This is a genomic window from Halobacillus sp. ACCC02827 (genome assembly GCF_030291935.1).
In the GTDB taxonomy this organism is placed as follows: domain Bacteria; phylum Bacillota; class Bacilli; order Bacillales; family Halobacillaceae; genus Halobacillus.
The window spans coordinates 1,904,722-1,926,796 of sequence record NZ_CP128168.1 but is presented as its reverse complement, the minus strand read 5'-3'; the positions used below and the strand labels follow the sequence as shown (position 1 = coordinate 1,926,796).

Genomic DNA, 22,075 nt, shown 5'->3' with positions numbered 1-22,075 from the left:
GCAGAATAATAGTAGTGAAACCCGTTATTCGAATCGGGTTTTAATGAATCTTTATACCTAAATGCTTTCCTTTTTATAATGGTCGTGGGATAATTAGTTAATGCTTAAGACCCATGAAACGGAGGGCAATCCATGAATCCTTTACACATTGGTATTCCGCTTTCCCTTGAAACGGAAAACAACGGTGGAGAAACATTCAAATGCAAAATAGTGGACGTAGAAGAAGCCTTCGTCTGTATTGACTACCCCATCCACTCTGTAACTGGAAGACCTGGTTTTTTCCTGGAGGGAGCTGTGTTTAAGGTAAGCTTTGTCGACAACCAACAAGCTGTGTATTCATTCGAAGCAACAGTAGTCGGGAGGGAAAAAAGAACGATCCCGGTCATTCTTTTGGAATTGCCGGATAAACAGGAGTGGAAAAGAGTACAACGTAGACAGTATGTCCGCGTCCCTGCGAACGTTGATATAGCGGTGGAGGTGGATGGTGTCCCGTTTACGACGGTTACGCATGATATCAGCGGGGGAGGCGTTCTTATAGTGAAACCCTCCACTAAAATATTTCCTAGTGACAGTCCTGTAGAGATGACTATCGTGCTGCCGATGAAGTCGGGATCCTATCATTACGTCCGTGCTGTGGGTGAATTGGTAAGGGAAATAGAGGGTACGGATCAACGCCCGGAAAGGGCTTCATTGGAATTTTCGGATATTGAAGAACAGGATCGTCAGACGATCATCCGTTATTGTTTTGAACAACAGATGAAACTTCGTACAGATAAGAGAGTTTGATGGAGAATTCATGGATTTTTTTACAACCGTTATGTTATTCTTTTAATTGTAAATAAATCGAATGAACGCTTACTCAACTGGAGAAAGACGCACGGTCCTTGTGCGTTTTTTATTGTAGTATGGTAGATGGAGGATATGGATGTATGAACACTATGACAATTGCGATTGACGGACCGGCCGCAGCCGGCAAAAGCACAGTAGCGAAAAAGGTGGCGGAAGAGCTGTCCTTTATTTATGTGGACACGGGTGCCATGTACCGTGCCCTTACATGGAAAGCGTTAAAGCACAAGGTATCCCTTGAGGATGAGGAAGCTTTGACCGCGCTTCTGAAAGAAACGGAACTGAATCTTATTCAGAGCCCGGATGGACAAAGGGTCATCCTTGATGGCAAAGATGTTTCCGATGATATTCGTACCGACGAAGTCACCAATCAGGTGTCTATCGCTGCAAAACATCGTCTTGTTCGAGAAGAGATGGTAAGAAGACAGCAGGAGCTTGTCAAAGATAGAGGGGTCGTCATGGATGGCCGTGATATCGGTACCCACGTACTTCCTCAAGCGGAAGTAAAAGTATTTATGATTGCTTCGGTCGAAGAACGTGCAGAACGCCGTCATAAGGAAAACCTGAAAAAAGGATTCCAATCCGATCTTCAGCAGTTGAAAGAGGATATTAGAAAACGTGATGAGATCGACTCCAACCGGGAAATCGCCCCTCTGGTGAAAGCAGCGGACGCTGTCGAGGTGGACACGACATCCATGGATATCGAAGAGGTTGTGAGCCGTATCCTTGATATAGTCAAAGAGAAAGCGGCTAAGGGGGAATGAGGCAGTGATGGATCTTTATAAAGTAGGTAAGGCTGTCTGCAGTGCCATTTTTTATCCGATGTTCCGGATTAAAGTCATTGGTAAGGAAAATATACCTGCTGACGGTCCTGTCATCATCAGTGCCAATCACATTTCCAATTACGACCCTCCCGTAGTTGGGATTACAAGCAGCAGGAACATTTACTTTATGGCTAAAGAAGAATTGTTTGAAAAACGTTTCATTGGGGGAATATTGAAAAGAGTCCATGCTTTCCCTATTAAGCGCGGCATGCGGGACCGGAACGCTTTGAGAAAAGGTCTTGATATTCTTAAAGAGGGCAATGCACTCGGTCTGTTTCCTGAAGGTACAAGGCAGAAAAACGGTGAAATCGGTCAGGGGCTTGCCGGGGCAGGCTTCTTCGCGCTTCGATCAGAGGCGGCCATTGTGCCCTGTGCCATCATCGGTCCATACCGGAAATTTAAGCCTCTGAAAGTTGTTTATGGTAAGCCGATCGATATGACAGAATATCGGGAAAAGAAAGCTTCTGCCCAGGTCGTTACGGATCGAATTATGGAAGAAATCAGACAATTGCATAAAATTCATCAATGATGAGGCGTAATCACTTGACAAAATGCTCTAAATATTAGAAGTTAGACAAAAGGGCATTTCTGTATTTTAGGTTGTGTCGGAAATTGAAGGAGGTAGCTTGGTATGGATGAAATGAATCAGGAAGTATCAGGAATGAAAGAATTCTCTGCAGGGGACATCGTGACTGGTAAAGTCGTGAAAATTGAAGATAAGCAAGTCCTCGTAGATGTTGGATATAAAGTCGAGGGTATTGTACCTATCAGTGAACTATCCAGCCTTCATGTAGAAAAAGCTTCAGATGCTGTCAGCGAAGGAGACGAGCTGACTTTGCAGGTTAAGAAAGTGGAAGATGATGAAATCGTCCTTTCGAAGCGAGCTGTGGATGCTGATAAAGCATGGCAGGATCTGGAAGCCAAATTCGAAAGCGGAGAGATTTTTGAAGCGGAAGTCAAAGACGTCGTTAAAGGCGGACTTGTCGTGGATATCGGCCTCCGTGGATTTATTCCGGCTTCATTGGTTGAAACGTATTACGTTGAAGATTTTGAAGACTACAAAGGAAGAACATTATCTTTGAAAGTCGTGGAATTGGATCGTGAACAAAACCGTGTCATCCTCTCCCACCGTGCTGTAGTTGAAGAAGAAGAATCCGTTAAGAAACAAGAGGTCCTTCAGTCACTCGAAGAAGGTCAAGTGATCGAGGGTACCGTTCAAAGGCTTACAGATTTTGGTGCCTTTGTTAATCTTGGAGGGATCGACGGGCTTGTACATATTTCACAGCTCTCCCACCAACATGTAGAGAAGGCTTCTGATGTTGTGGAAGAAGGACAAGCTGTGAAAGTGAAGGTCCTCTCAGTCGACCGCGATAACGAAAGGATTTCTCTATCTTTGAAAGCTACACAGCCGGGACCTTGGCACGATATCCAATCCAAAGTTAGTTCCGGGGATGTATTGGAGGGCACTGTGCGACGCCTCGTTAGTTTCGGAGCGTTTGTGGAAGTGTTCCCTGGAGTGGAAGGTCTCGTCCATATTTCTCAAATTTCCAACCGTCATATCGGGACACCTGATGAAGTCCTTGATGAAGGACAGCAGGTCGAAGTGAAAGTTCTTGACGTTGACGAAAATGCAAAACGTCTCTCCCTTAGCATGAAAGAGCTTGAGCGTGATGAAGAACGCGCCGATATTCAACAGTATGAGAAAGAGGACGATAACTCCGGCTTCTCTCTGAGTGATATGATCGGTGATAAACTAGATAAATATAAGAAGTAATGAAGCAGGTGAGGATATGAGTAGATCGGAAAGAAAAATCGACCATATCCGCCACGCCTTGGGGCATGAACGGGAATTTCACAATCATTTCGATGATGTACAGATCGTTCATCAAAGTCTGGCTGAGCTGGACTTTCATCAAATAAGCATAGCTTCACAAGTGGGGGAACTTAATTTAAGTTCCCCTCTTTTTGTCAATGCGATGACAGGCGGCGGTGGTCGGGAAACGGAACGCATTAATAGGGAATTGGCTGTCGTAGCTAAGCAGGCCGGAATCAGCATGGCTGTAGGTTCGCAAATGTCTGCCTTGAAAAACCCCGAAGAACGCCGGACGTATGAAGTGGTTCGAGAAGAAAACCCGGAAGGAATTCTCTTTGCTAATGTCGGAAGTGAAGCGACTCCCGATCAGGCAGTGGAGGCCGTCCGTATGCTCGGAGCAAATGCACTTCAAATTCATATTAACACCCTACAGGAATTAATCATGCCCGAAGGAGACCGCGACTTCACTAAGCGTTCTGTGAACATTAAACGAATCCTGGAGCGTTCACCTGTTCCTGTTATTGTGAAAGAAGTAGGGTATGGTATGTCCAAAGAAACGGTGGACAAACTTTATGACATGGGAGTGCGGTACATCGATGTCGGCGGAAGAGGTGGAACGAATTTCTCTAAAGTAGAGAACATGCGCAGAGAACGGCCGTTTGCTTCCTTCAATAACTGGGGCATTCCCACACCTTCTTCCATCCTCGAAAATGCGGCCCGATACAGTGATCTTCATCTGTTTGCATCAGGCGGTATCAGAAATGGACTTGACGGTTCGAAGGCCTTGGTTCTCGGCGCCCAAGCTTTCGGTATGGCAGGAGCTCTCTTGAAAGTTCTAGTCGAAGAAGGGCCGGATAACCTCCTATCAGCTGTCGACCATATTCATCAAGAAGTGAAAATGGCAATGATGCTTTTAAACTGCACGAAAACGCAGGAACTGAAGGGAAAACCATACGTTTTGTACGGTCAAACAAAAGATTGGTACGATCAAAGAAACCCATGACAATGTCATGGGTTTTTTTGTTATGGCTGATGTTTAAACTGATAAATTTTGTTCCATAATAAAGGGGATAAAGGGGGGATCCATATGCCGGCAACGTTTTATTGGATAACCTGGATGGTTGTAATTATCGCATGTTTTTTTGCGAATACGTACATCAGACCAAGGCTGTACATTTTTTTGTGCCTTTCTATGTGTCTCTACAATGTTCCTTTTATACAGGAAACGGATTATATTTTTGTCCAAACCGGCTTTTTTTTGCTGTTTGGAATATATTTTTGGAATCGGACAAGACGTAAGAAGTGGGAGCATGCTTGGCTGCTCCTATCAAGCATTGGTTATTCGGCCGTGTGGATCATTCATATCATACACCCGGTTTGGGCGGTGTTTCCGGGGATATCCCTGCTTTTGGCGGGAGTGGTCTTCAGTCTGCGTCTTGTTATACGGGATTTAGAAGGGCGTATAGGATTGTGGATTTTTATGAATGCAGGAGGATCGCTCCTCAGTTACTATGTCTTCTCTCTTTACACAGAAGAAGGATTGGTGGAAAGCGGAAATATGATGACGCTGACGATGAAGGGGTTATTCATCCTATTTATCATCTACGGCGTGGAGCGTATGAAACAATCGATTAACAAAAAGAAACGCAGCCTGCGAAAGAAAGGATCTGCATTTGTATGAACGAATTTACATATCCCATCCTTTTTGGGATCATCGTCGGTACCGCTCTTCGTGTTTTTATGTTGCGAACAGATTATAGACAGTATCCAACCTATCTTCATGGAAAAATCATTCATTTGTCGTTAGGCTTCATCGCCGCTTCTCTTGGTACGATAGCGGTACCTTCCATAATGGAGAAAGAATTTACTGCTGTGACATTTCTCACTCTTGCCGCCTCTCAGTTTCGGGAAGTGCGTAATATGGAGAGAAATACTCTATCTGAAATGGATTCCTATGAACTTGTACCGAGGGGGAATACTTATATTGAGGGGATAGCCGTTGCGTTTGAAAGCAGAAACTACCTGGTTATCTTCTCGTCTTTCCTCGTTACGCTAGGATACCTCGCTTTTAATGTTTGGGTCGCGATAGGTGCGGCGGTGGTGGTTTTCATCCTGTCGAGTGTGTTGATGAGCGGATCCCAGTTGTCTGATATCGTCACTGTTGAACAGGCAGAGGTGTCCTTTGACGGTGCCGGTTTATATGTAGACAACATTTATATCATGAACATCGGACTCAAAGAGCGTCAAAGAGAGATATTAAAATACGGAATGGGTTTTATTCTTACTCCAAAATCATTTAACTTCCGGTCGACGATTGCGAACCTCGGCCAGCGTCAGGCGATTTTACATGACGTTTCCGTGTCGCTGGGGGTTTTCCGCGATTCCGGTACGCCTGCGCTTGTACCGTTGATTAAGAGAGACTTAAATGATGGAAGGATCGGTGTCTTCATCCTTCCTCAGGAGCAGGACCCGGTAAGGGCGAAAGAAATTATTTCAGCCGTACCGGTACTTGAGAATGCGATACAAATGCCGACGAAGCGGAGATAGGGAGTGTTTCTCATGAAAATAGAGAAAGCGATATTGGCAGCTGTTACCACATCCGAAGATAAAGTGCAGGGAAGTGCTGCCGTATTCAAATGCGAGACAAAAGAAGAGATGGAAGCGGTCGCTGCCAACCTGGAAGCAATTCTTGACGGAATTGCTCATGCACTGAGTGATCATCTCTATATTATTGTCAAACATTAAGGGTTGGATAAAGAATTGTTTCTTTTCACAAAGTTTGCTAAGATAATAAAGTTAATGGCATCCTGCTGTTCTTCGGAAGATGGGCTGTTACACCATCCCGTTGAAGAACGGCATTTTTTGCTTTTTACTACTGAGTACACATGAAATAATTGAAAAAGAAATAGAGAAAGGATGATCCTTTCATGAGAAAATCAGTAATTGCGATCGTCGGCCGCCCGAATGTCGGGAAGTCGACCATCTTCAACCGATTGGTAGGAGAAAGAATATCTATTGTAGAAGATACGCCCGGTGTAACGAGGGACCGTATCTATGCAGAAGCCGAGTGGCTTACTACACGCTTTAACGTCATTGATACAGGAGGAATTGAACTTGGGGACGAGCCTCTCCTCGTTCAAATGCGTGCCCAGGCCCAGGTGGCCATCGATGAAGCGGACGTGATCGTCTTCATGGTGAACGGACGTGACGGCATTACAGGTGCGGATGAAGAAGTGGCGAAGCTCCTTTTTAAATCCAATAAACCGGTCGTGCTGGCTGTTAATAAAGTAGACAACCCCGAGATGCGTGAAAACATCTACGAATTCTATTCCCTCGGTTTTGGAGAACCATTCCCGATTTCAGGGACACACGGCCTTGGACTCGGAGACATGCTCGATGAAGTCGTCAGCCATTTCCCAGAGAAAGTGATGGAAGAGGTGGACGATGAAACAATCCGCTTCAGCTTGATCGGCCGTCCGAATGTCGGGAAGTCTTCTCTTGTTAACAGCCTTCTTGGTCAGGAGCGGGTTATCGTCAGTAATATAGCAGGAACGACCCGCGATGCTATTGACACGCCTTTTACCAAAGATGACCAGGATTTTGTTATCATTGATACAGCAGGTATGAGAAAGCGTGGAAAAGTTTACGAATCAACAGAACGCTACAGTATCATGCGCGCCTTGAAAGCAATCGAACGATCCGATGTCGTCCTTACACTGATTGATGCGGATACTGGTATTCATGAACAAGATAAGAAAATTGCCGGTTATGCGCACGAAGCCGGAAAAGCTGTCGTCATTGTTGTCAATAAGTGGGACACTGTAGAGACAGAAGAGAAAACGATGAAGGAATTCGAGGATAAAGTGCGGGATCAATTCCGTTTCCTCGACTATGCGCCGATTGTATTCTTATCCGCTAAAACGAAAAAGCGGATTCATACGCTTCTGCCGAAGGTGCTGGAAGCGAGCGAAAATCATTCGAAGCGTGTTCAGACGAATATCCTGAACGAAGTCATCGTGGATGCGCTGGCGATGAATCCTACACCTTCTGTGAAAGGGCAGAAACTTAAGATCTTCTATGCTGCTCAAGTATCCGTCAAGCCGCCGACGTTCGTCGTTTTCGTGAACGATCCGGAATTGATGCACTTCACATACGAGCGCTTTCTCGAGAATAGAATTCGTGATGCGTTCGGATTCGAAGGTACTCCAATTAAAATTTATGCAAGGAAACGTAGCTAATCGTCCATAAGGAGGCAGGTATGATGGAAAAAGTTGCAGTATTGGGAGCAGGAAGCTGGGGGACAGCCCTGGCTCTTGTTCTGGCAGATAACGACCTGGATGTTCATATCTGGGCCCACAGGAAAGAGCTCGCTGATGAAATCAACGAATCCCATACGAACAACAGATACCTGGAAGGAGTAGAACTTCCGGATACAATCACAGCCAGCGACTGTTTACAGGATGTCGTGAAAGGTGCCGGACACATTGTGTTAGTCGTGCCGACAAAAGCAATGAGGGACGTGTGCCGTCAATTGAAAGATGTGATGGAACCGGGAGCCGTACTCACGCATGCTTCCAAAGGGATAGAACCGGATACGTACAAGCGTGTTTCAGAAGTGATCAAGGAAGAGATTCCTGCACACTTATATGAAGATGTCGTAGTCCTGTCAGGTCCAAGCCATGCCGAAGAAGTAAGCTTGAGACAACCGACAACGGTTACCGTTTCGGGTGAGAAGTTGGAAATTGCCGAAAAGGTACAGGATTTATTTATTAATAAGCAGTTCCGTGTCTATACATCACCTGACCTTGTTGGTGTCGAGCTTGGAGGTGCTTTGAAGAACATCATAGCCCTTGGAGCAGGTATTTCCGATGGACTCGGTTATGGGGATAATGCTAAAGCAGCTCTCATTACCCGGGGCCTGGCCGAAATAGCCCGGCTTGGTACATCCATGGGAGCGAACCCGCTGACCTTTTCCGGATTGACCGGTGTCGGTGATTTGATCGTCACATGTACAAGTTCTCACAGCAGAAACTGGCGTGCAGGTTATAAGCTCGGCAAAGGGTATGCGCTTGAAGAAGTGCTTGAGCAGATGGGCATGGTCGTAGAAGGAGTCCGCACAACGAAAGCGGCCTATCAGCTGGCGCTTGACCAAAAGGTGGACATGCCGATCACGACTGGAATTCATCAAGTGCTCTTTGAAGATGCTGCTCCGGGAGACGTCGTTGACCAATTGATGACGAGGATCCGCCGCCACGAGATGGAAGACTTAACGAATATTCTTGATGATAAGATGAATCACTGACACATCCCCGCCCCCGTGCATATACTACACAGAACCTAATGCACGAGGAGGTCAAGGATAGATGAGTGATTTTCAGAAGAATATTTTCGACCATTTAAAGAAGAAGGCAAACATCGACCCGGAAGATGTGTTTAAAGTTGCAAATTCTGTGCAAAATGCGGACTTCAGTGATGAGAAGACCGTCCGTCGCCTCGTACGACAGTTGGCGAAGGTCGCGAACAAGAACATCTCCAAGCAGAAAGAAGATAAGATTGTAGAAGCGATCACGAAGCAGAATATGCCTCTCGATATGAACACGTTAGGGAAATTTATGAAATAATTACGAACCCGTGGGCGCCTGAGGAGGCGGTCCTTCGATCGTATGCATAAGATAACACGCAGCAATCATTACACATGAGCTGGTTAGGGAATTATTTAGTCACCCGGAGCGGATAAACCGCTCCGGTTTTTTTTAGGAATGAAGATGTTTGGAAGCGCTACCTGTAAGGATGTAGGAGAAGTGTCCTGATTATGGTATAATACCAAAAGTTACAATTGTCGCTAGGAGGCGCGCCTATGTCTTTATCCATGTTAAAAATGTACATATCATTCGGTGGGATTATTTCCCTATTCCTTGCCGTGGGTTTGATTTATTTGAGCCGACATAAATTAAAGGGTGTAGTATCCGTCATCGTTGCCATATTCGCATACTTTTTTATGATCCTTGGCGGACTGATCATCTTCTATATTGTTCTGAGCGGGCCGACGGCGTGAAGGAGGGGCTGTAATGAAACAGAAAGCTATTGGTGCACTATCCGTTTTGGTTCTGCTTGTCCTTTCCGGTTGTCTTTATCCGGAATCCCGTTTAGAGAAGAACAAAATTCCGAACGATGCCCAGCTGCAAATGGTCCAGACGGCAGTGGACAGCTTTCAGGAGCAAAGCAGCGGTCTTCTCCCGATTAAAACAAAAGATCAGGAAACACCGGTCTTTCAGAAATATCCGATTGAGTTCCAGAAGCTGAAGGAACAGAATCTGATCGGAGAACTTCCGGGGACGTCTTTTGAGAATGGGGGGCATTATCAGTACGTGCTGATTCATCCGGAGACGGATCCTACGGTGAAGGTGCTTGACCTCAGGACAACGGAAACCGTACGTTCCGTTCAGGTGAAGGTGACGTTCTATCAGGAAAGTCACCGGTATCCTCCTTTTGGTGATTTTGTGGCCAAAGGAGTATATGAGATCGATCATGAGAAACTCGGTTTAAAGGAGCCGCCGAGTGTGGACAGCCCCTATTCGGAACATACACTTCCTCTTTATATAGATGAGCAGGGGAAGGTGTTTATAGACTATCGTAAAGACATATACAGCTTCATGCGGGACGAAGGAGCGGATTATAAGCCGGGCGATGACATTCGTTACCTTCTTACAGACCACGCTCCTTTCGTGCCCGCCTACTCCAAACCATATACCGTTGAAGACGGTGAACCTGTCTTCATGAATGAACAGCCGTCATAAATTCTTACCGCTTCCTGCATAAGGGAGCGGTTTTTTCATATGATTAAACGAAATCATCCTTAATGATATGTAACGGTCCGACGAAGTTATCAATCTATGATTTACCAAACGCTTCTCATTTTACTTCTCGAATTTGTGCATATTACGGTAGGGCGACGTCATAGAATTAGATTGTCTAGGCTTGTATGATGGTGAAATTTTATTTGGGAGGGGATCCTTTGGAAAAGGTTGATATCTTCAGTGATATTTCCAAACGGACGAATGGAGACATTTATTTAGGGGTCGTTGGGGCAGTGCGTACGGGTAAATCAACATTTATAAAGAAATTCATGGAGCTTGTAGTGCTTCCGAATATGGAAGATGAAGCGGAGCGTGAACGCGCTTTGGATGAGCTTCCGCAAAGTGCTGCAGGGAAAACGATTATGACTACAGAGCCGAAGTTCGTACCAAATCAGGCGGCAACGATTAATATCGATGACCACCTTGATATTCGTGTCCGTATGGTCGACTGTGTCGGCTATGCTGTGAACGGTGCAATCGGTTATGAAGATGAACATGGACCACGTATGATCCACACGCCATGGTATGAAGAAGCCATTCCTTTCCATGAAGCTGCGGAAATTGGGACGCAGAAGGTTATACAGGAGCATTCAACCATCGGAATTGTTGTGACCACGGATGGGACCATCGGTGAGATCAGCAGGCAGGATTACGTAGAAGCAGAAGAAAAAATTGTCGATGAACTAAGAGAAGTAGGCAAACCGTTTATCATGGTCGTCAACTCGGCGCAGCCTCATCATCCGAACACGGAGAAGCTGAGGGCAAACCTTTCTGAGAAATATGATATTCCTGTTCTTGCATTATCTGTAGAGAGTATGAGGGAACAGGATGTCCAAAGCGTCCTTCGTGAAGCGTTATTTGAGTTTCCTGTGCTTGAAGTAAATGTAAACCTTCCAAGCTGGGTCATGGTACTGGACAATAGGCACTGGCTGAGAAACAACCTTCAGGAAGCGATTGAAGAGACGGTTAAAGATATTAAGCGACTCCGTGATGTCGATACCGTCGTAGGTAACTTCGATCAGTATGAATATATTACAGGAGCACATATATCCGGTATGGATCTTGGAGAAGGAGTCGCAGAAATCGACCTGCAGGCCCCGGAACAGTTATACGATCAGGTGCTGAAGGAAATAGTCGGAGAGGAAATCCGCGGGAAAGATCATCTCCTTGAGATCATGCAGGACTTTTCTCATGCGAAGAGAGAGTATGACCAGGTCGCGGATGCTCTACAGATGGTCAAACAGACAGGCTATGGCATCGCTGCGCCAACCTTGGAGGATATGAGGCTTGATGAGCCTGAAATCATCCGTCAAGGATCAAGGTTCGGCGTTCGTCTCAAAGCAGTCGCTCCGTCGATTCATATGGTTAAAGTTGATGTCCAGTCCGAATTTTCCCCGATTATCGGAACCGAAAAACAAAGCGAAGAACTTGTAAGGTATTTAATGCAGGATTTCGAAGAGGACCCGCTTTCGATTTGGAATTCAGATATTTTCGGTCGTTCCCTGAGCTCTATTGTGAGGGAAGGTATTCAGGCTAAGCTCGCATTGATGCCTGAAAATGCAAGATATAAACTGCAGGAAACGCTGGAAAGAATCATTAATGAAGGCTCCGGCGGCATGATAGCGATCATACTTTAACGGCTCCGATGGGGCCGTTTTTAATTTTTTTCGGAAAAAAATCTTTGATAGGAAGGAGTTTCTTCCATCAGCGTCGTATTTAGCAATGTAACAATATAAAAAATGGCTGAAAACCTTGATGTGACAGTGTTTAGAGGTTGTTGCTAGTAAAATCCATTTATGGTAATCCGCCCTTTAAGTGAGGGGTGATTCAGCTCTGAAATCGCATTGTTACGCGATTTTAAAAGGGTTGTCTATTGAATTTCAGAGAAAACTCGTTTATTATAAGGCATGTCATCAAAGAGATGACCGCTAAAATAAACATTTGAAGCGGCATTCCGTCGCTTTAATGAGTTTAACCTTCTTGGGAGGAGGTGAATATCATGAATAAAACAGATCTTATCAACGCAGTATCTGAAAAAGCAGATCTTTCTAAGAAAGACGCAACACAAGCTGTAGATTCTGTATTCGAATCTATCATGGATTCACTTAAAGATGGTGACAAAGTCCAGCTTATCGGATTTGGTAACTTTGAAGTTCGTGAGCGCGCGGCACGTAAAGGCCGTAACCCGCAAACTGGAGAAGAGATCGAAATCTCTGCTAGCAAAGTACCAGCTTTCAAACCTGGTAAAGCCCTTAAAGATGCAGTTAAATAAACAGCTACATAGGGCTTGAAGAAAGGGTGCATAAGCACCCTTTTTTCTTTTTATTCCGTTAGAAAATGAAAAGGCTGTCCATAATGGAGATAAGAAAGGCATCTGGTCTCATCGCCCACAAGGTGGATGTTTTGACAAAGCCCCCCTTGTAAGAGATAGTATTGATAAAGAAGGAGGCGTGAACATGTCAGCACCAAACAATGATTTTTTCGTTATTAAAGCGTTGGAGGACGGTGTCAACGTCATCGGTTTAACACGCGGTACGGACACACGGTTCCATCACTCGGAAAAACTGGATAAGGGCGAAGTTATGATTGCCCAGTTTACAGAACATACATCAGCAGTGAAAGTGAGAGGGAAAGCTGTCATTCAGACAAGTCACGGAGAGATGACAAACGAAGCGGATTGACCCACTTGCGGCATACTATACATACAGATGACGGACGAATTTGTGCTATAATCAGATTCGGGTCAACATCGTTTCAGGAAGGGATCAGGTGATCACGTTGAATTCTGCAGATAACAATATAAAGGAACTCAAACAGAAAATCGCATCAAAGGTTCGGCATCCTTATTTGGTCCGCTTTATACCTGAACCTACCATCGATGAAGACAAACTTGTCATTCTTTCGTCCATCATGGATCACACAAACCTTTCTGAAGTAAAAAAAGAACAGTATATTATAACGACCATGCTCGTGCAGATCGCCCTTGATACGCACGATCTCGTCACATTATCGGAAGAGGATGATGACAGGGAAACTGTCAGAACGAGGCAGCTCACCGTGCTTGCGGGAGATTATTACAGCGGCCTGTATTACTACTTGTTGTCCCAACTCGATGATATCCCGATGATCCACACGCTTGCAGGAGCAATAAAGGAAATCAATGAGTGGAAGATGGAGCTATATTACAAGGACGTGGATTCTTTCCAAGAATTCCTTGAAAGTGTGAAGAAGATAGAGTCCCTGCTTATTCAAAGGGTTGCCTCGTATGTGCAGAAGACGGCAATCAATGATATGGCCGGCGACTGGCTCTTAGCCAAGAAGCTTATGGAAGAGAAGCGGAGTTACCAGGCAGGGAATTTTTCACCGCTCATGGACGTACTTACGAAGCGGCCCGGGTTGTTCGGAAGCAACAGCCAGGTACTCCTCAATTTAGAACAAATGCTGCAAAGTCATGTCCTGCGCTTGGAATCGGCTGTTTCCCAGTTGCCGATTCATTTTAACTGGTTGAAGGATTATGTACACACAGCAATTCATCATCAATTTAATCATCGAAAGACAGCGGAAGAGGGTTAGAACATGCAGCCACAAACGAAGGAAGAGCGTGTACACAACGTTTTTGAAAAAATTTACAATCAATATGACAGCATGAATTCCATCATTTCTTTCCAGCAGCACCGGCTATGGCGTAAAGATGTCATGCGAAGAATGAACGTGCGTCGGGGAGACTGTGTGTTGGACCTGTGCTGCGGCACGGGCGATTGGACAATGACACTCGCGGATGCGGTTGGTAAGGACGGGAAAGTGATCGGTCTTGACTTCAGCGAAAATATGCTTTCGGTCGGTATTAAGAAGAAGCTTGCGCGCCGGGTCAAACAGGTGGAATTTCAGCATGGTAATGCAATGGAACTTCCTTATGAGAACGATTCTTTTGACTTCGTGACCATCGGCTTCGGTCTTCGGAACGTTCCCGATTACCGACAGGTGTTAAAAGAAATGTACCGGGTCGTTAAGCCTGGTGGAAAGGTCGTCTGCTTGGAGACATCACAGCCGACCAATCCTGTGTTCAAAAGACTTTATTATTTTTACTTTGGTAACATCATGCCGATTTTCGGTAAGCTGTTTGCTAAAAGCTATCAGGAGTACAGCTGGCTTCACGAATCGGCGAAAGATTTTCCTGGTAAAGCAGAATTAAAGGCAATGTTTAAAGAAGTCGGATTTCATAACGTCAACGTAAAATCCTATACCGGCGGCGTCGCTGCCATGCATATGGGTCAAAAGCAAACTTAAGGATGAAGCGCAATGAAACTAGCAATGATTTACTCGTTTCTAAAAAATGATCTAGCAATCATGGAAGAGGCCGTCAATGATACGATCCAGTCAGACAATGACGTGTTAAGACAGGCTTCAAGCCAACTCCTGAAGGCTGGAGGCAAAAGGATCCGCCCTGTTTTCGTTCTTCTAGGTGGTAAGTTCGGCCACTATGATATCGAGCGGATGAAAGCAGTTGCGGTATCCTTGGAACTCATACATACTGCCTCCCTCGTCCATGATGACGTCATTGATGAAGCGGAGTTGAGGCGTGGGGAACCAACCATCAAAGCGCGCTGGGATAACCGCATCGCAATGTACACCGGTGATTACATTTTTGCGCGGTCTTTGGAGAATTTGTCCAAATTGAACAATCCTAGAGCACATCAAATTCTCGCCAAGACAATGGTGGAGCTGTGCCTTGGTGAAATTGAACAAATCAAGGATAAATATAACGTAGAGCAGAATACAAGGGTTTATCTGCGGCGTATCAAAAGGAAAACAGCCCTATTAATCGCAGCAAGCTGTCGGCTTGGAGCCATTGCTTCGGATGTAAAGCCCGAACAGGAAAAAGCTCTTTATGAATATGGATATAATGTTGGGATGTCTTATCAGATTATAGATGATGTTCTTGATTTTACAGCTTCCGAAGAGGAACTTGGAAAACCTGCCGGCAGTGATCTGCTTCAGGGAAATATCACATTGCCCGTACTGTTTTCCATGCAGGATCCAACCTTCAAGGATCAGCTGACTAAAGCCTTTCTTCAAAAAGAAGATGTAAATGAAGAGGAACTTCGTCCAATCATTCAAACAGTCCAGACAAACGGTTCCATTGAGCAGTCATTGGAAATAAGTGATCGCTATTTAAAGAAAGCCTATGAATCCTTGGCAAAACTGCCTGCAGGAAGAGCGAAACAAACATTGAAGGGGATCGCCAAGTATATTGGAAAAAGAAGGGCATGATCTATTGCCTTTCCCTTCATTGTTTGTTAGACTTTTTTATGGCACTTATTAAAAGCGCTTTCACATAATACATAAAGAGGTGTATGTCATGCAGAAGACTTTTTTGATGGTAAAACCAGACGGTGTACAACGAAATTTGATCGGTGACATTACGGCAAGGTTCGAAAGAAAAGGCTTTAAATTGGCAGGGGCAAAGCTGATGAAGATCCCCGCTGAATTGGCAGAAGAACATTACGGAGAACATAAGGAAAAACCATTCTTCGGCGAATTGGTTGATTTCATCACCTCAGGTCCTGTATTTGCAATGGTATGGGAAGGGGAGGACATTATCTTGACGGCACGTCAGATGATGGGTTCGACGAAGCCTTCAGAAGCAGCTCCTGGAACGATAAGAGGAGATTACGGTGTGATAGTAGGGAAAAATATTATCCACGGTTCTGATTCACCGGAAAGCGCACAGCGGGAAATCGGCTTGTTCTTCAAGGAAGAGGAAATCCTCTCCTATGACAAAGACATCTCAAATTGGGTATATGAATGAATACAAAAAAGCCGTCCTATACAGAGGTCGGCTTTTTTTATATTTAATCTGAGAACGATACCAGTGTTATTTAACAAGTGGAAAGTTCTGAATTCTTGAACATTTACAATCCCTTTTATGTAGAGTACCCTTAGGAAGAACCTATTGGCGAGGAGATTGGAAGAATGACCGATTACGAACAGTTTATTCAACAGATCAATCACAAGACCGGCATTGATTTATCATTATATAAGGAAGCGCAGATGAAAAGGCGCCTTACTTCACTAAGGGACAAACGGGGCCATTCATCGTTTCGTGCGTATTTTTCCAGTCTCGAGAAGGACGCGGCTCTCCTTGATGAATTCCTGGATCGAATGACCATTAACGTGTCTGAATTTTATCGTAACCGGACACGGTTTGAAGTATTGGAGAGAAAAGTTATTCCGTTTTTGTTGAAAAAGAAAAAAAAGCTTAAAATATGGAGTGCGGCCTGCTCCACGGGGGAAGAACCTTACACACTTGCTATGATTTTAGACAGGCATACATCGCTTTCTAATGTTTCGATTCTGGCGACAGATCTGGACCGCAACGCTCTTGCTAAGGCGAGGGATGGAAAGTATCATGAACGATCCCTCAAAGAAGTAGAGCCGGATATAAAAGAAAAGTACTTTACGAAGGTAGGTTCGGAGTACCTTGTTGATCAGGCGATAAAAAAATGTGTGACTTTTCGTAGTCATAATTTGCTGTCGGATTCGTATGAGGAAGGGTTTGACTTGATTGTGTGCCGGAATGTCCTTATATATTTTACCGAGGAAGCGAAGGAAAAGGTATATCATCGTTTCAGCAGATCACTAAACTCAGATGGAATCTTTTTTGTGGGCAGCACAGAACAGATCTTCTCTCCACAATCGTACGGATTCCAGGTGTACGATACGTTTTTCTATCAGAAACAGCAGTGATCCCGACAGAATAACCGTTCTTCCTCCTTGTTTTACGAATTTTTTCAAAAAATAAGCATTTTATTCGCCACAAACGCAGGACCATATGATATAGTAGTATCTAAAATTCATAACACTTACACGGTTTAACGTGCGAAAGTGAATAACAGGAGGTTCATAAATATATGCGCTACTTAACAGCAGGTGAATCACACGGAAAACAGTTGACGACAATCATAGAAGGAGTTCCATCCCACTTACCATTATTAAGAGAACAAATAGACGAATCCTTGATTCGCAGGCAGGGCGGGTACGGCCGCGGAAAACGAATGCAGATTGAGAAAGATCTGGTAGAAGTAACAAGCGGTGTGCGTCATGGATACACGCTCGGTTCACCAATCACGCTCGTCGTACATAATGATGACTTCAAGCATTGGACGGATATCATGGGCGAGGACCCTCTTCCTGAAGACACGGGTAACATCCGCCGCACCGTTACTAAACCCCGTCCGGGTCATGCCGATTTGAACGGAGGCATGAAATATGGACACAGGGATATGCGAAACGTCCTGGAGAGATCTTCAGCCCGTGAAACAGCAGCGCGCGTTGCTGCAGGTGCTGTAGCTAAGGTGCTGCTGAAAGAACTTGGTATTGAGGTGACGGGTTATGTCCGTGAAATCGCTGGAATCGTAAGTGAAGTGGATGAAACGATGACCCTTGCTGAGCGTCGCGATATATCCGAAGCGTCCCCTGTCAGAACTTTTGATAAAGAAGCGGCTGAAAAGATGATGCAGGCGATCGATGAAGCGAAGAAGGAAGGGGACTCCATCGGCGGAGTGACGGAAGTGTATGTAGAAGGGATGCCTGCTGGAATCGGCTCTTACGTTCAATATGACCGTAAACTTGATGCGAAGATTGCTGGAAGCGTCATGAGTATCAATGCCTATAAAGGGGTGGAATTCGGAATCGGTTTTGAGGCTGCACGCCGTCCTGGAAGCCAGGTCCACGATGAAATACTCTGGAGTAAGGAAGAAGGGTACACACGTAGAACCAACCGTCTCGGAGGTTTTGAAGGTGGCATGACGACCGGAATGCCGATTGTAGTAAAAGGTGTCATGAAACCGATCCCTACTTTATATAAACCGCTTCAAAGTGTGGACATTGAAACAAAAGAACCGTTCAGCGCGAGCATTGAACGATCGGACTCCTGTGCGGTACCGGCTGCGTCCGTGGTCATGGAGCATGTGGTTGCATTCGAACTGGCAAAAGCAATTACGGAGGAATTCCCGTCCGACTATTTCCCACGATTGAAGCGGGCAGTCGATGACTATCGTAAAGAAGTAAGGAGTTTCTGATATGGCCACCATACGCATCCATTCCAGTACACATGTCTATGATGTAACGATAGAAGAAGGCATACGACATCGGATGACGACTCTCCTGGAGGGTGATTATTCCCAAATTTTAATCATCACGGATGAAACCGTCGCCGGGAGGTATCTAGAAGAGGTTAAAAGAGCTGTGGGTTCGATCGGATCCGTACACACTGCTGTTGTACCCGCAGGTGAGGGCTCGAAAAGCATGGATCAGTACAGCTATCTCCTTGATAGATGCGTGGAAGCGAAACTGGACCGCCGTGCTCTTATCATTGCTCTCGGCGGGGGGATGATTGGTGATCTGGCGGGCTTTGTTGCCTCTACCTACCTAAGGGGAGTTCCTTATGTACAGATGCCGACTACCATTCTCGCCCATGATAGCAGCGTCGGTGGTAAAGTGGCGATCAATCACTCGCAGGGAAAGAATTTGATCGGCAGCTTTTACAGCCCCGTACACGTCATTTATGATCTGGAAACTCTTACAACACTGCCGGAGAAAGAGATCCGCTCCGGGTATGGAGAAGTAATTAAACACGCTTTTCTCAGCGATGCAGCATGGGTGGAGGAAGTGCTTGAAACAAATGTGTCCCGCCTCTCTTCAGCTCAGCTTCAAACAGATTTAAAAAAAGGCATACGCGTCAAAGCGTCCATCGTTGAGCAGGATGAAAAAGAAGCCGGCGTTCGGAAATATCTCAACTTGGGTCACACCTTGGCTCATGCAGTGGAATCGGAACTTGGTTATGGAGAAGTGACACACGGTGAGGCGGTAGCGATAGGATTATCCTTCGCTTTTCGATTAAGCAGCAAGGTACTTGGTTCTGATTTACCGGAAAAAGAATATGTAAACTGGCTCAACGCAAATGGTTACCCCCTTTCTATCCTGAAAACGCTGAATAGTGACAGGCTTGTCCATCGCATGAAATGGGATAAAAAGACAGTACACCAGCACATTAATTTTGTGCTTCTTGATTCCATCGGTCAACCGGTAGTCCAACAAGTGGATGACGAGGTAATCATGGATGCTTTGAGATGTTGGATGAATGAGGTGATTGGAAATGAATAGAGGTGTTCGCGGCGCGACGACCGTGTTGAAAAACGAATCGGGAGAAATTATTGAGCGAGCAGCGGAATTAATGATAGACATCGTATCTTCAAACGATATAGCACCAGAGGATGTCACTTCCGTCTATTTCACCGTAACAGATGATATTGACGCCGTATTTCCGGCAAAGGCTCTTCGACGTTTGGAGGGATGGACGTACGTTCCTGTCATGTGCATGAGAGAGATTCCCGTGCCGGGAAGTCTTGAGAAGTGCATTCGTGTGATGGTGACGGTGGAGACGGAGCGGACCCAGCAGGAGATCCGGCATATCTACCACTATGAAGCAAAGCAGCTGAGACCTGATTTGAAGAGTACGGAGGAGTGATTGTATGAAGGCAAAAGAAATATTGAAAACCATGAAACCATATACACCGGGAAAAGGGATTGAAGAAGTAAAGAAAGAGTACGGACTCGAACGAATCGTAAAGCTCGCTTCCAATGAGAATCCATTTGGATTTTCTCCAAAAGTGGAAAAAGAGCTCCCGAAGCTTATCTCCGGTTTGGAGATTTATCCGGATGGTTACGGGGCGGAAATCCGTCGAAAACTTGCTTCGTTTCTCGCGGTCAATGAGAAACAACTGATTTTCGGGAATGGTTCGGATGAGATTGTCCAAATCATCTGCCGTACATTCCTTGAATCCGGAGCGAATACGGTCATGGCGGCTCCTACGTTCCCTCAGTACCGTCATAATGCTTTAATAGAAGGAGCCGAAGTAAGAGAAGTTCCTCTTGTAGACGGTCATCATGACCTGGATCGCATGCTTGAAGAGGTGGATGAACAAACGAGAGTATTATGGATCTGTACTCCGAACAATCCTACAGGTGTACATATTGTAAAAGATCAGATGGAAGCCCTTCTTGAAAAATGTCCGGATCATGTTTTGGTCGCCATTGATGAAGCCTACTTTGAATATATGGATGCTGCAGATGCGTTCGACTCTATTAGCGCGCTCGATCGTTTCCCCAACACTATAATATTACGTACTTTCTCTAAAGCATACGGCCTGGCCGGCTTAAGGATCGGGTACGGTGTGGCACACCCGGACATTATCCGCAGTCTGGAACCGGCAAGGGAACCGTTTAATACCTCCACCGTGGCCCAGGCGGCTGCGATCATCGCTCTGGATGATCAGAAGTTCATTCAGGAAACGGTTGAGGAGAACAGGAAGAACAAACAAATTCTAAAAGAATTCTGTGAGGAAGTCGGGCTGTCCTATTATGATACTCAGGCAAACTTCCTGTTGATCCACCTTCCTTGCAGTGGTGATGAAATGTTCGAACATCTGCTGACGAAAGGGTTCATAGTCCGGTCCGGAGAAGCGCTTGGTCTTCCTAATACCATCCGTCTGACCATTGGTAAAGAAGAAGATATGGAAGAAGTTCAGAAAGCGATCAAAGAGAAACTGACCGCCGGGGAAGTTTGATATGAAACAGAAAGTACTGATTGTCGGCCTGGGCCTGATCGGTGGATCCCTCGCCATGAATATTTCGAAGAAAGAGGATGTCTTCTTAATAGGAGTGGACGGGGATGAAGCCACCTTAAATATGGCTCTGAAACAAGGGGTCATCCATCAAGCTTCTTCCGATTTTAAGAAAGCAGCCATAGAGGCGGATGTATGTGTGCTCGCGACCCCTATTTCCGTGACAATAAATTACCTTCAACAATTGAATGATATACAACTGAAAAAAAGGCTGTTAGTGACAGACGTCTCTTCCGTAAAGAATCAAGTGCTGGCAGCGGCAAATGAGCTGAACCATCCGCTCCTCTCTTTTGTTGGAGGGCATCCGATGGCGGGCTCCCACAAGCAGGGGTACACAGCCGCTAAACCGCACTTATTTGAAAATGCGATATACGTCCTTACGCCTTCCGTTCACGCTACGAAGGAAGAAGCGGAGCGTTTAATCGATTTATTCTCTGAGACACAGGCGCGCTTTTTAACATTTTCAACAGAGGAACATGATGAAATGACCGCAGTCATTTCTCATTTTCCCCACCTGATCGCTTCTTCGCTCGTACATCAGGCGAGAAATTGGCAGGAGAAACACCCATTTCTTGAGCAGCTGGCTGCTGGGGGCTTCAAAGACATTACGCGGATCGCTTCCAGCAACCCGAAGCTTTGGCAGGATATTTTCTTTCAAAACCGAACCCTGCTGCTCGCGATGCTTGACGATTGGATTCAGGAGATGAAAAAGGTTCGGAACTACTTAGCAGACGAAGAGAAAGAAGAAACATACCGCTATCTATTTGATGCTAAGCAGTTTCGGGATGGTCTGCCTGTGCGTGAAAAAGGAGCAATTCCGTCCTTTTACGATATCTATGTCGATATCCATGACCGGCCTGGAGCTATCTATCATGTGATCGGTCTGCTTGCCCAGCATGCGATCAGCATCAAGAACATTCAAATTCTTGAAATTAGAGAAGGTATCACCGGTGTTTTGCGGATAAGTTTCGCTACAAGCCGGGAGCAGCTTGAAAGTAAAGAAATATTAGATAAGCAGTATGAAGTCATGATTCAGCAGTGAAGGAGGAA

At 45.4% G+C, this 22,075-nt stretch carries 26 protein-coding genes; all 26 read left to right on the top strand.

What is annotated here, in order from left to right; all coding sequences use genetic code 11:
- Positions 1–132: 132 nt before the first annotated feature.
- The gene (locus QRD89_RS10250; protein WP_008638603.1) at positions 133–786 is read left to right on the top strand and encodes a flagellar brake protein; all 654 of its coding nucleotides are present in this window, start codon (positions 133–135) and stop codon (positions 784–786) included.
- 143 nt (positions 787–929) lie between these two features.
- Positions 930–1,610 carry a (d)CMP kinase gene (cmk, locus tag QRD89_RS10245; protein ID WP_008638600.1) on the top strand — a complete coding sequence of 227 codons (681 nt, stop codon included), beginning with the start codon at positions 930–932 and terminating at the stop codon, positions 1,608–1,610.
- Between the two features lie 7 nt (positions 1,611–1,617).
- Complete coding sequence (locus QRD89_RS10240) at positions 1,618–2,199, top strand: lysophospholipid acyltransferase family protein (RefSeq protein ID WP_026577346.1); 582 nt, start codon at positions 1,618–1,620, stop codon at positions 2,197–2,199.
- Between the two features lie 102 nt (positions 2,200–2,301).
- A complete protein-coding gene (gene rpsA / locus QRD89_RS10235) occupies positions 2,302–3,444 on the top strand; it encodes a 30S ribosomal protein S1 (protein WP_008638596.1) in 1,143 nt (380 codons plus the stop codon).
- Between the two features lie 16 nt (positions 3,445–3,460).
- Positions 3,461–4,486 (top strand): type 2 isopentenyl-diphosphate Delta-isomerase, encoded by a 1,026-nt coding sequence (gene fni / locus QRD89_RS10230; RefSeq protein ID WP_286095183.1) that lies wholly within the window; start codon positions 3,461–3,463, stop codon positions 4,484–4,486.
- Between the two features lie 84 nt (positions 4,487–4,570).
- Positions 4,571–5,164 (top strand): YphA family membrane protein, encoded by a 594-nt coding sequence (locus QRD89_RS19270; RefSeq protein ID WP_008638593.1) that lies wholly within the window; start codon positions 4,571–4,573, stop codon positions 5,162–5,164.
- Positions 5,161–6,030, top strand: a complete 870-nt coding sequence (locus tag QRD89_RS10220; RefSeq protein ID WP_008638591.1) for a YIEGIA family protein — start codon at positions 5,161–5,163, stop codon at positions 6,028–6,030. Before QRD89_RS19270 ends, QRD89_RS10220 begins: the two co-directional genes overlap by 4 nt.
- Before the next feature lie 12 nt (positions 6,031–6,042).
- A complete protein-coding gene (locus QRD89_RS10215) occupies positions 6,043–6,228 on the top strand; it encodes a capping complex subunit for YIEGIA (RefSeq protein ID WP_008638590.1) in 186 nt (61 codons plus the stop codon).
- Positions 6,229–6,410: 182 nt separating this feature from the next.
- Positions 6,411–7,721 carry a ribosome biogenesis GTPase Der gene (gene der / locus QRD89_RS10210; protein ID WP_008638588.1) on the top strand — a complete coding sequence of 437 codons (1,311 nt, stop codon included), beginning with the start codon at positions 6,411–6,413 and terminating at the stop codon, positions 7,719–7,721.
- A gap of 23 nt (positions 7,722–7,744) precedes the next feature.
- A complete protein-coding gene (locus QRD89_RS10205) occupies positions 7,745–8,785 on the top strand; it encodes an NAD(P)H-dependent glycerol-3-phosphate dehydrogenase (protein ID WP_026577348.1) in 1,041 nt (346 codons plus the stop codon).
- Between the two features lie 61 nt (positions 8,786–8,846).
- Complete coding sequence (locus tag QRD89_RS10200; protein WP_008638582.1) at positions 8,847–9,104, top strand: stage VI sporulation protein F; 258 nt, start codon at positions 8,847–8,849, stop codon at positions 9,102–9,104.
- Positions 9,105–9,340: 236 nt separating this feature from the next.
- On the top strand, positions 9,341–9,538 hold the full coding sequence (locus QRD89_RS10195) for a DUF2768 domain-containing protein (protein ID WP_008638581.1): 198 nt from the start codon (positions 9,341–9,343) through the stop codon (positions 9,536–9,538).
- A 13-nt stretch (positions 9,539–9,551) separates the two neighbouring features.
- On the top strand, positions 9,552–10,280 hold the full coding sequence (locus QRD89_RS10190) for a YphF family lipoprotein (protein WP_008638578.1): 729 nt from the start codon (positions 9,552–9,554) through the stop codon (positions 10,278–10,280).
- Positions 10,281–10,498: 218 nt separating this feature from the next.
- Positions 10,499–11,977: a stage IV sporulation protein A gene (gene spoIVA / locus QRD89_RS10185; RefSeq protein ID WP_008638576.1), complete on the top strand. Its 1,479-nt coding sequence runs from the start codon at positions 10,499–10,501 to the stop codon at positions 11,975–11,977.
- A 362-nt stretch (positions 11,978–12,339) separates the two neighbouring features.
- Positions 12,340–12,612: a non-specific DNA-binding protein Hbs gene (gene hbs, locus QRD89_RS10180; RefSeq protein ID WP_008638574.1), complete on the top strand. Its 273-nt coding sequence runs from the start codon at positions 12,340–12,342 to the stop codon at positions 12,610–12,612.
- A gap of 184 nt (positions 12,613–12,796) precedes the next feature.
- The gene (mtrB, locus tag QRD89_RS10175) at positions 12,797–13,021 is read left to right on the top strand and encodes a trp RNA-binding attenuation protein MtrB (RefSeq protein WP_008638573.1); all 225 of its coding nucleotides are present in this window, start codon (positions 12,797–12,799) and stop codon (positions 13,019–13,021) included.
- Between the two features lie 88 nt (positions 13,022–13,109).
- Positions 13,110–13,913, top strand: coding sequence for a heptaprenyl diphosphate synthase component 1 (locus QRD89_RS10170; RefSeq protein WP_008638570.1), 804 nt, complete (start codon positions 13,110–13,112; stop codon positions 13,911–13,913).
- A 3-nt stretch (positions 13,914–13,916) separates the two neighbouring features.
- Positions 13,917–14,627, top strand: a complete 711-nt coding sequence (gene menG, locus QRD89_RS10165) for a demethylmenaquinone methyltransferase (RefSeq protein WP_008638568.1) — start codon at positions 13,917–13,919, stop codon at positions 14,625–14,627.
- 12 nt (positions 14,628–14,639) lie between these two features.
- Complete coding sequence (gene hepT / locus QRD89_RS10160) at positions 14,640–15,611, top strand: heptaprenyl diphosphate synthase component II (protein ID WP_008638565.1); 972 nt, start codon at positions 14,640–14,642, stop codon at positions 15,609–15,611.
- Positions 15,612–15,699: 88 nt separating this feature from the next.
- On the top strand, positions 15,700–16,149 hold the full coding sequence (gene ndk / locus QRD89_RS10155; RefSeq protein WP_026577352.1) for a nucleoside-diphosphate kinase: 450 nt from the start codon (positions 15,700–15,702) through the stop codon (positions 16,147–16,149).
- Between the two features lie 164 nt (positions 16,150–16,313).
- The gene (locus QRD89_RS10150) at positions 16,314–17,087 is read left to right on the top strand and encodes a CheR family methyltransferase (RefSeq protein WP_008638559.1); all 774 of its coding nucleotides are present in this window, start codon (positions 16,314–16,316) and stop codon (positions 17,085–17,087) included.
- A 164-nt stretch (positions 17,088–17,251) separates the two neighbouring features.
- Positions 17,252–18,421, top strand: a complete 1,170-nt coding sequence (gene aroC, locus QRD89_RS10145) for a chorismate synthase (RefSeq protein ID WP_008638557.1) — start codon at positions 17,252–17,254, stop codon at positions 18,419–18,421.
- Position 18,422: 1 nt separating this feature from the next.
- The gene (gene aroB / locus QRD89_RS10140; protein WP_286095182.1) at positions 18,423–19,505 is read left to right on the top strand and encodes a 3-dehydroquinate synthase; all 1,083 of its coding nucleotides are present in this window, start codon (positions 18,423–18,425) and stop codon (positions 19,503–19,505) included.
- The gene (gene aroH / locus QRD89_RS10135; RefSeq protein ID WP_008638553.1) at positions 19,498–19,869 is read left to right on the top strand and encodes a chorismate mutase; all 372 of its coding nucleotides are present in this window, start codon (positions 19,498–19,500) and stop codon (positions 19,867–19,869) included. The genes aroB and aroH overlap by 8 nt, the downstream gene beginning before the upstream one ends.
- A gap of 4 nt (positions 19,870–19,873) precedes the next feature.
- Positions 19,874–20,968 carry a histidinol-phosphate transaminase gene (gene hisC / locus QRD89_RS10130; RefSeq protein WP_286095180.1) on the top strand — a complete coding sequence of 365 codons (1,095 nt, stop codon included), beginning with the start codon at positions 19,874–19,876 and terminating at the stop codon, positions 20,966–20,968.
- 1 nt (position 20,969) lies between these two features.
- Positions 20,970–22,067 (top strand): prephenate dehydrogenase, encoded by a 1,098-nt coding sequence (locus QRD89_RS10125; RefSeq protein WP_286095179.1) that lies wholly within the window; start codon positions 20,970–20,972, stop codon positions 22,065–22,067.
- The last annotated feature ends 8 nt before the right edge of the window (positions 22,068–22,075 follow it).

Excerpts from the sequence above, each read along its gene's own strand:
- QRD89_RS10250 (WP_008638603.1), top strand. The coding sequence starts at position 133 with ATGAATCCTTTACACATTGGTATTCCGCTTTCCCTTGAAACGGAAAAC.
- cmk (WP_008638600.1), top strand. The coding sequence starts at position 930 with ATGAACACTATGACAATTGCGATTGACGGACCGGCCGCAGCCGGCAAA.
- QRD89_RS10240 (WP_026577346.1), top strand. The coding sequence starts at position 1,618 with ATGGATCTTTATAAAGTAGGTAAGGCTGTCTGCAGTGCCATTTTTTAT.
- rpsA (WP_008638596.1), top strand. The coding sequence starts at position 2,302 with ATGGATGAAATGAATCAGGAAGTATCAGGAATGAAAGAATTCTCTGCA.
- fni (WP_286095183.1), top strand. The coding sequence starts at position 3,461 with ATGAGTAGATCGGAAAGAAAAATCGACCATATCCGCCACGCCTTGGGG.
- QRD89_RS19270 (WP_008638593.1), top strand. The coding sequence starts at position 4,571 with ATGCCGGCAACGTTTTATTGGATAACCTGGATGGTTGTAATTATCGCA.
- QRD89_RS10220 (WP_008638591.1), top strand. The coding sequence starts at position 5,161 with ATGAACGAATTTACATATCCCATCCTTTTTGGGATCATCGTCGGTACC.
- QRD89_RS10215 (WP_008638590.1), top strand. The coding sequence starts at position 6,043 with ATGAAAATAGAGAAAGCGATATTGGCAGCTGTTACCACATCCGAAGAT.
- der (WP_008638588.1), top strand. The coding sequence starts at position 6,411 with ATGAGAAAATCAGTAATTGCGATCGTCGGCCGCCCGAATGTCGGGAAG.
- QRD89_RS10205 (WP_026577348.1), top strand. The coding sequence starts at position 7,745 with ATGGAAAAAGTTGCAGTATTGGGAGCAGGAAGCTGGGGGACAGCCCTG.
- QRD89_RS10200 (WP_008638582.1), top strand. The coding sequence starts at position 8,847 with ATGAGTGATTTTCAGAAGAATATTTTCGACCATTTAAAGAAGAAGGCA.
- QRD89_RS10195 (WP_008638581.1), top strand. The coding sequence starts at position 9,341 with ATGTCTTTATCCATGTTAAAAATGTACATATCATTCGGTGGGATTATT.
- QRD89_RS10190 (WP_008638578.1), top strand. The coding sequence starts at position 9,552 with ATGAAACAGAAAGCTATTGGTGCACTATCCGTTTTGGTTCTGCTTGTC.
- hbs (WP_008638574.1), top strand. The coding sequence starts at position 12,340 with ATGAATAAAACAGATCTTATCAACGCAGTATCTGAAAAAGCAGATCTT.
- mtrB (WP_008638573.1), top strand. The coding sequence starts at position 12,797 with ATGTCAGCACCAAACAATGATTTTTTCGTTATTAAAGCGTTGGAGGAC.
- menG (WP_008638568.1), top strand. The coding sequence starts at position 13,917 with ATGCAGCCACAAACGAAGGAAGAGCGTGTACACAACGTTTTTGAAAAA.
- hepT (WP_008638565.1), top strand. The coding sequence starts at position 14,640 with ATGAAACTAGCAATGATTTACTCGTTTCTAAAAAATGATCTAGCAATC.
- ndk (WP_026577352.1), top strand. The coding sequence starts at position 15,700 with ATGCAGAAGACTTTTTTGATGGTAAAACCAGACGGTGTACAACGAAAT.
- QRD89_RS10150 (WP_008638559.1), top strand. The coding sequence starts at position 16,314 with ATGACCGATTACGAACAGTTTATTCAACAGATCAATCACAAGACCGGC.
- aroC (WP_008638557.1), top strand. The coding sequence starts at position 17,252 with ATGCGCTACTTAACAGCAGGTGAATCACACGGAAAACAGTTGACGACA.
- aroB (WP_286095182.1), top strand. The coding sequence starts at position 18,423 with ATGGCCACCATACGCATCCATTCCAGTACACATGTCTATGATGTAACG.
- aroH (WP_008638553.1), top strand. The coding sequence starts at position 19,498 with ATGAATAGAGGTGTTCGCGGCGCGACGACCGTGTTGAAAAACGAATCG.
- hisC (WP_286095180.1), top strand. The coding sequence starts at position 19,874 with ATGAAGGCAAAAGAAATATTGAAAACCATGAAACCATATACACCGGGA.
- QRD89_RS10125 (WP_286095179.1), top strand. The coding sequence starts at position 20,970 with ATGAAACAGAAAGTACTGATTGTCGGCCTGGGCCTGATCGGTGGATCC.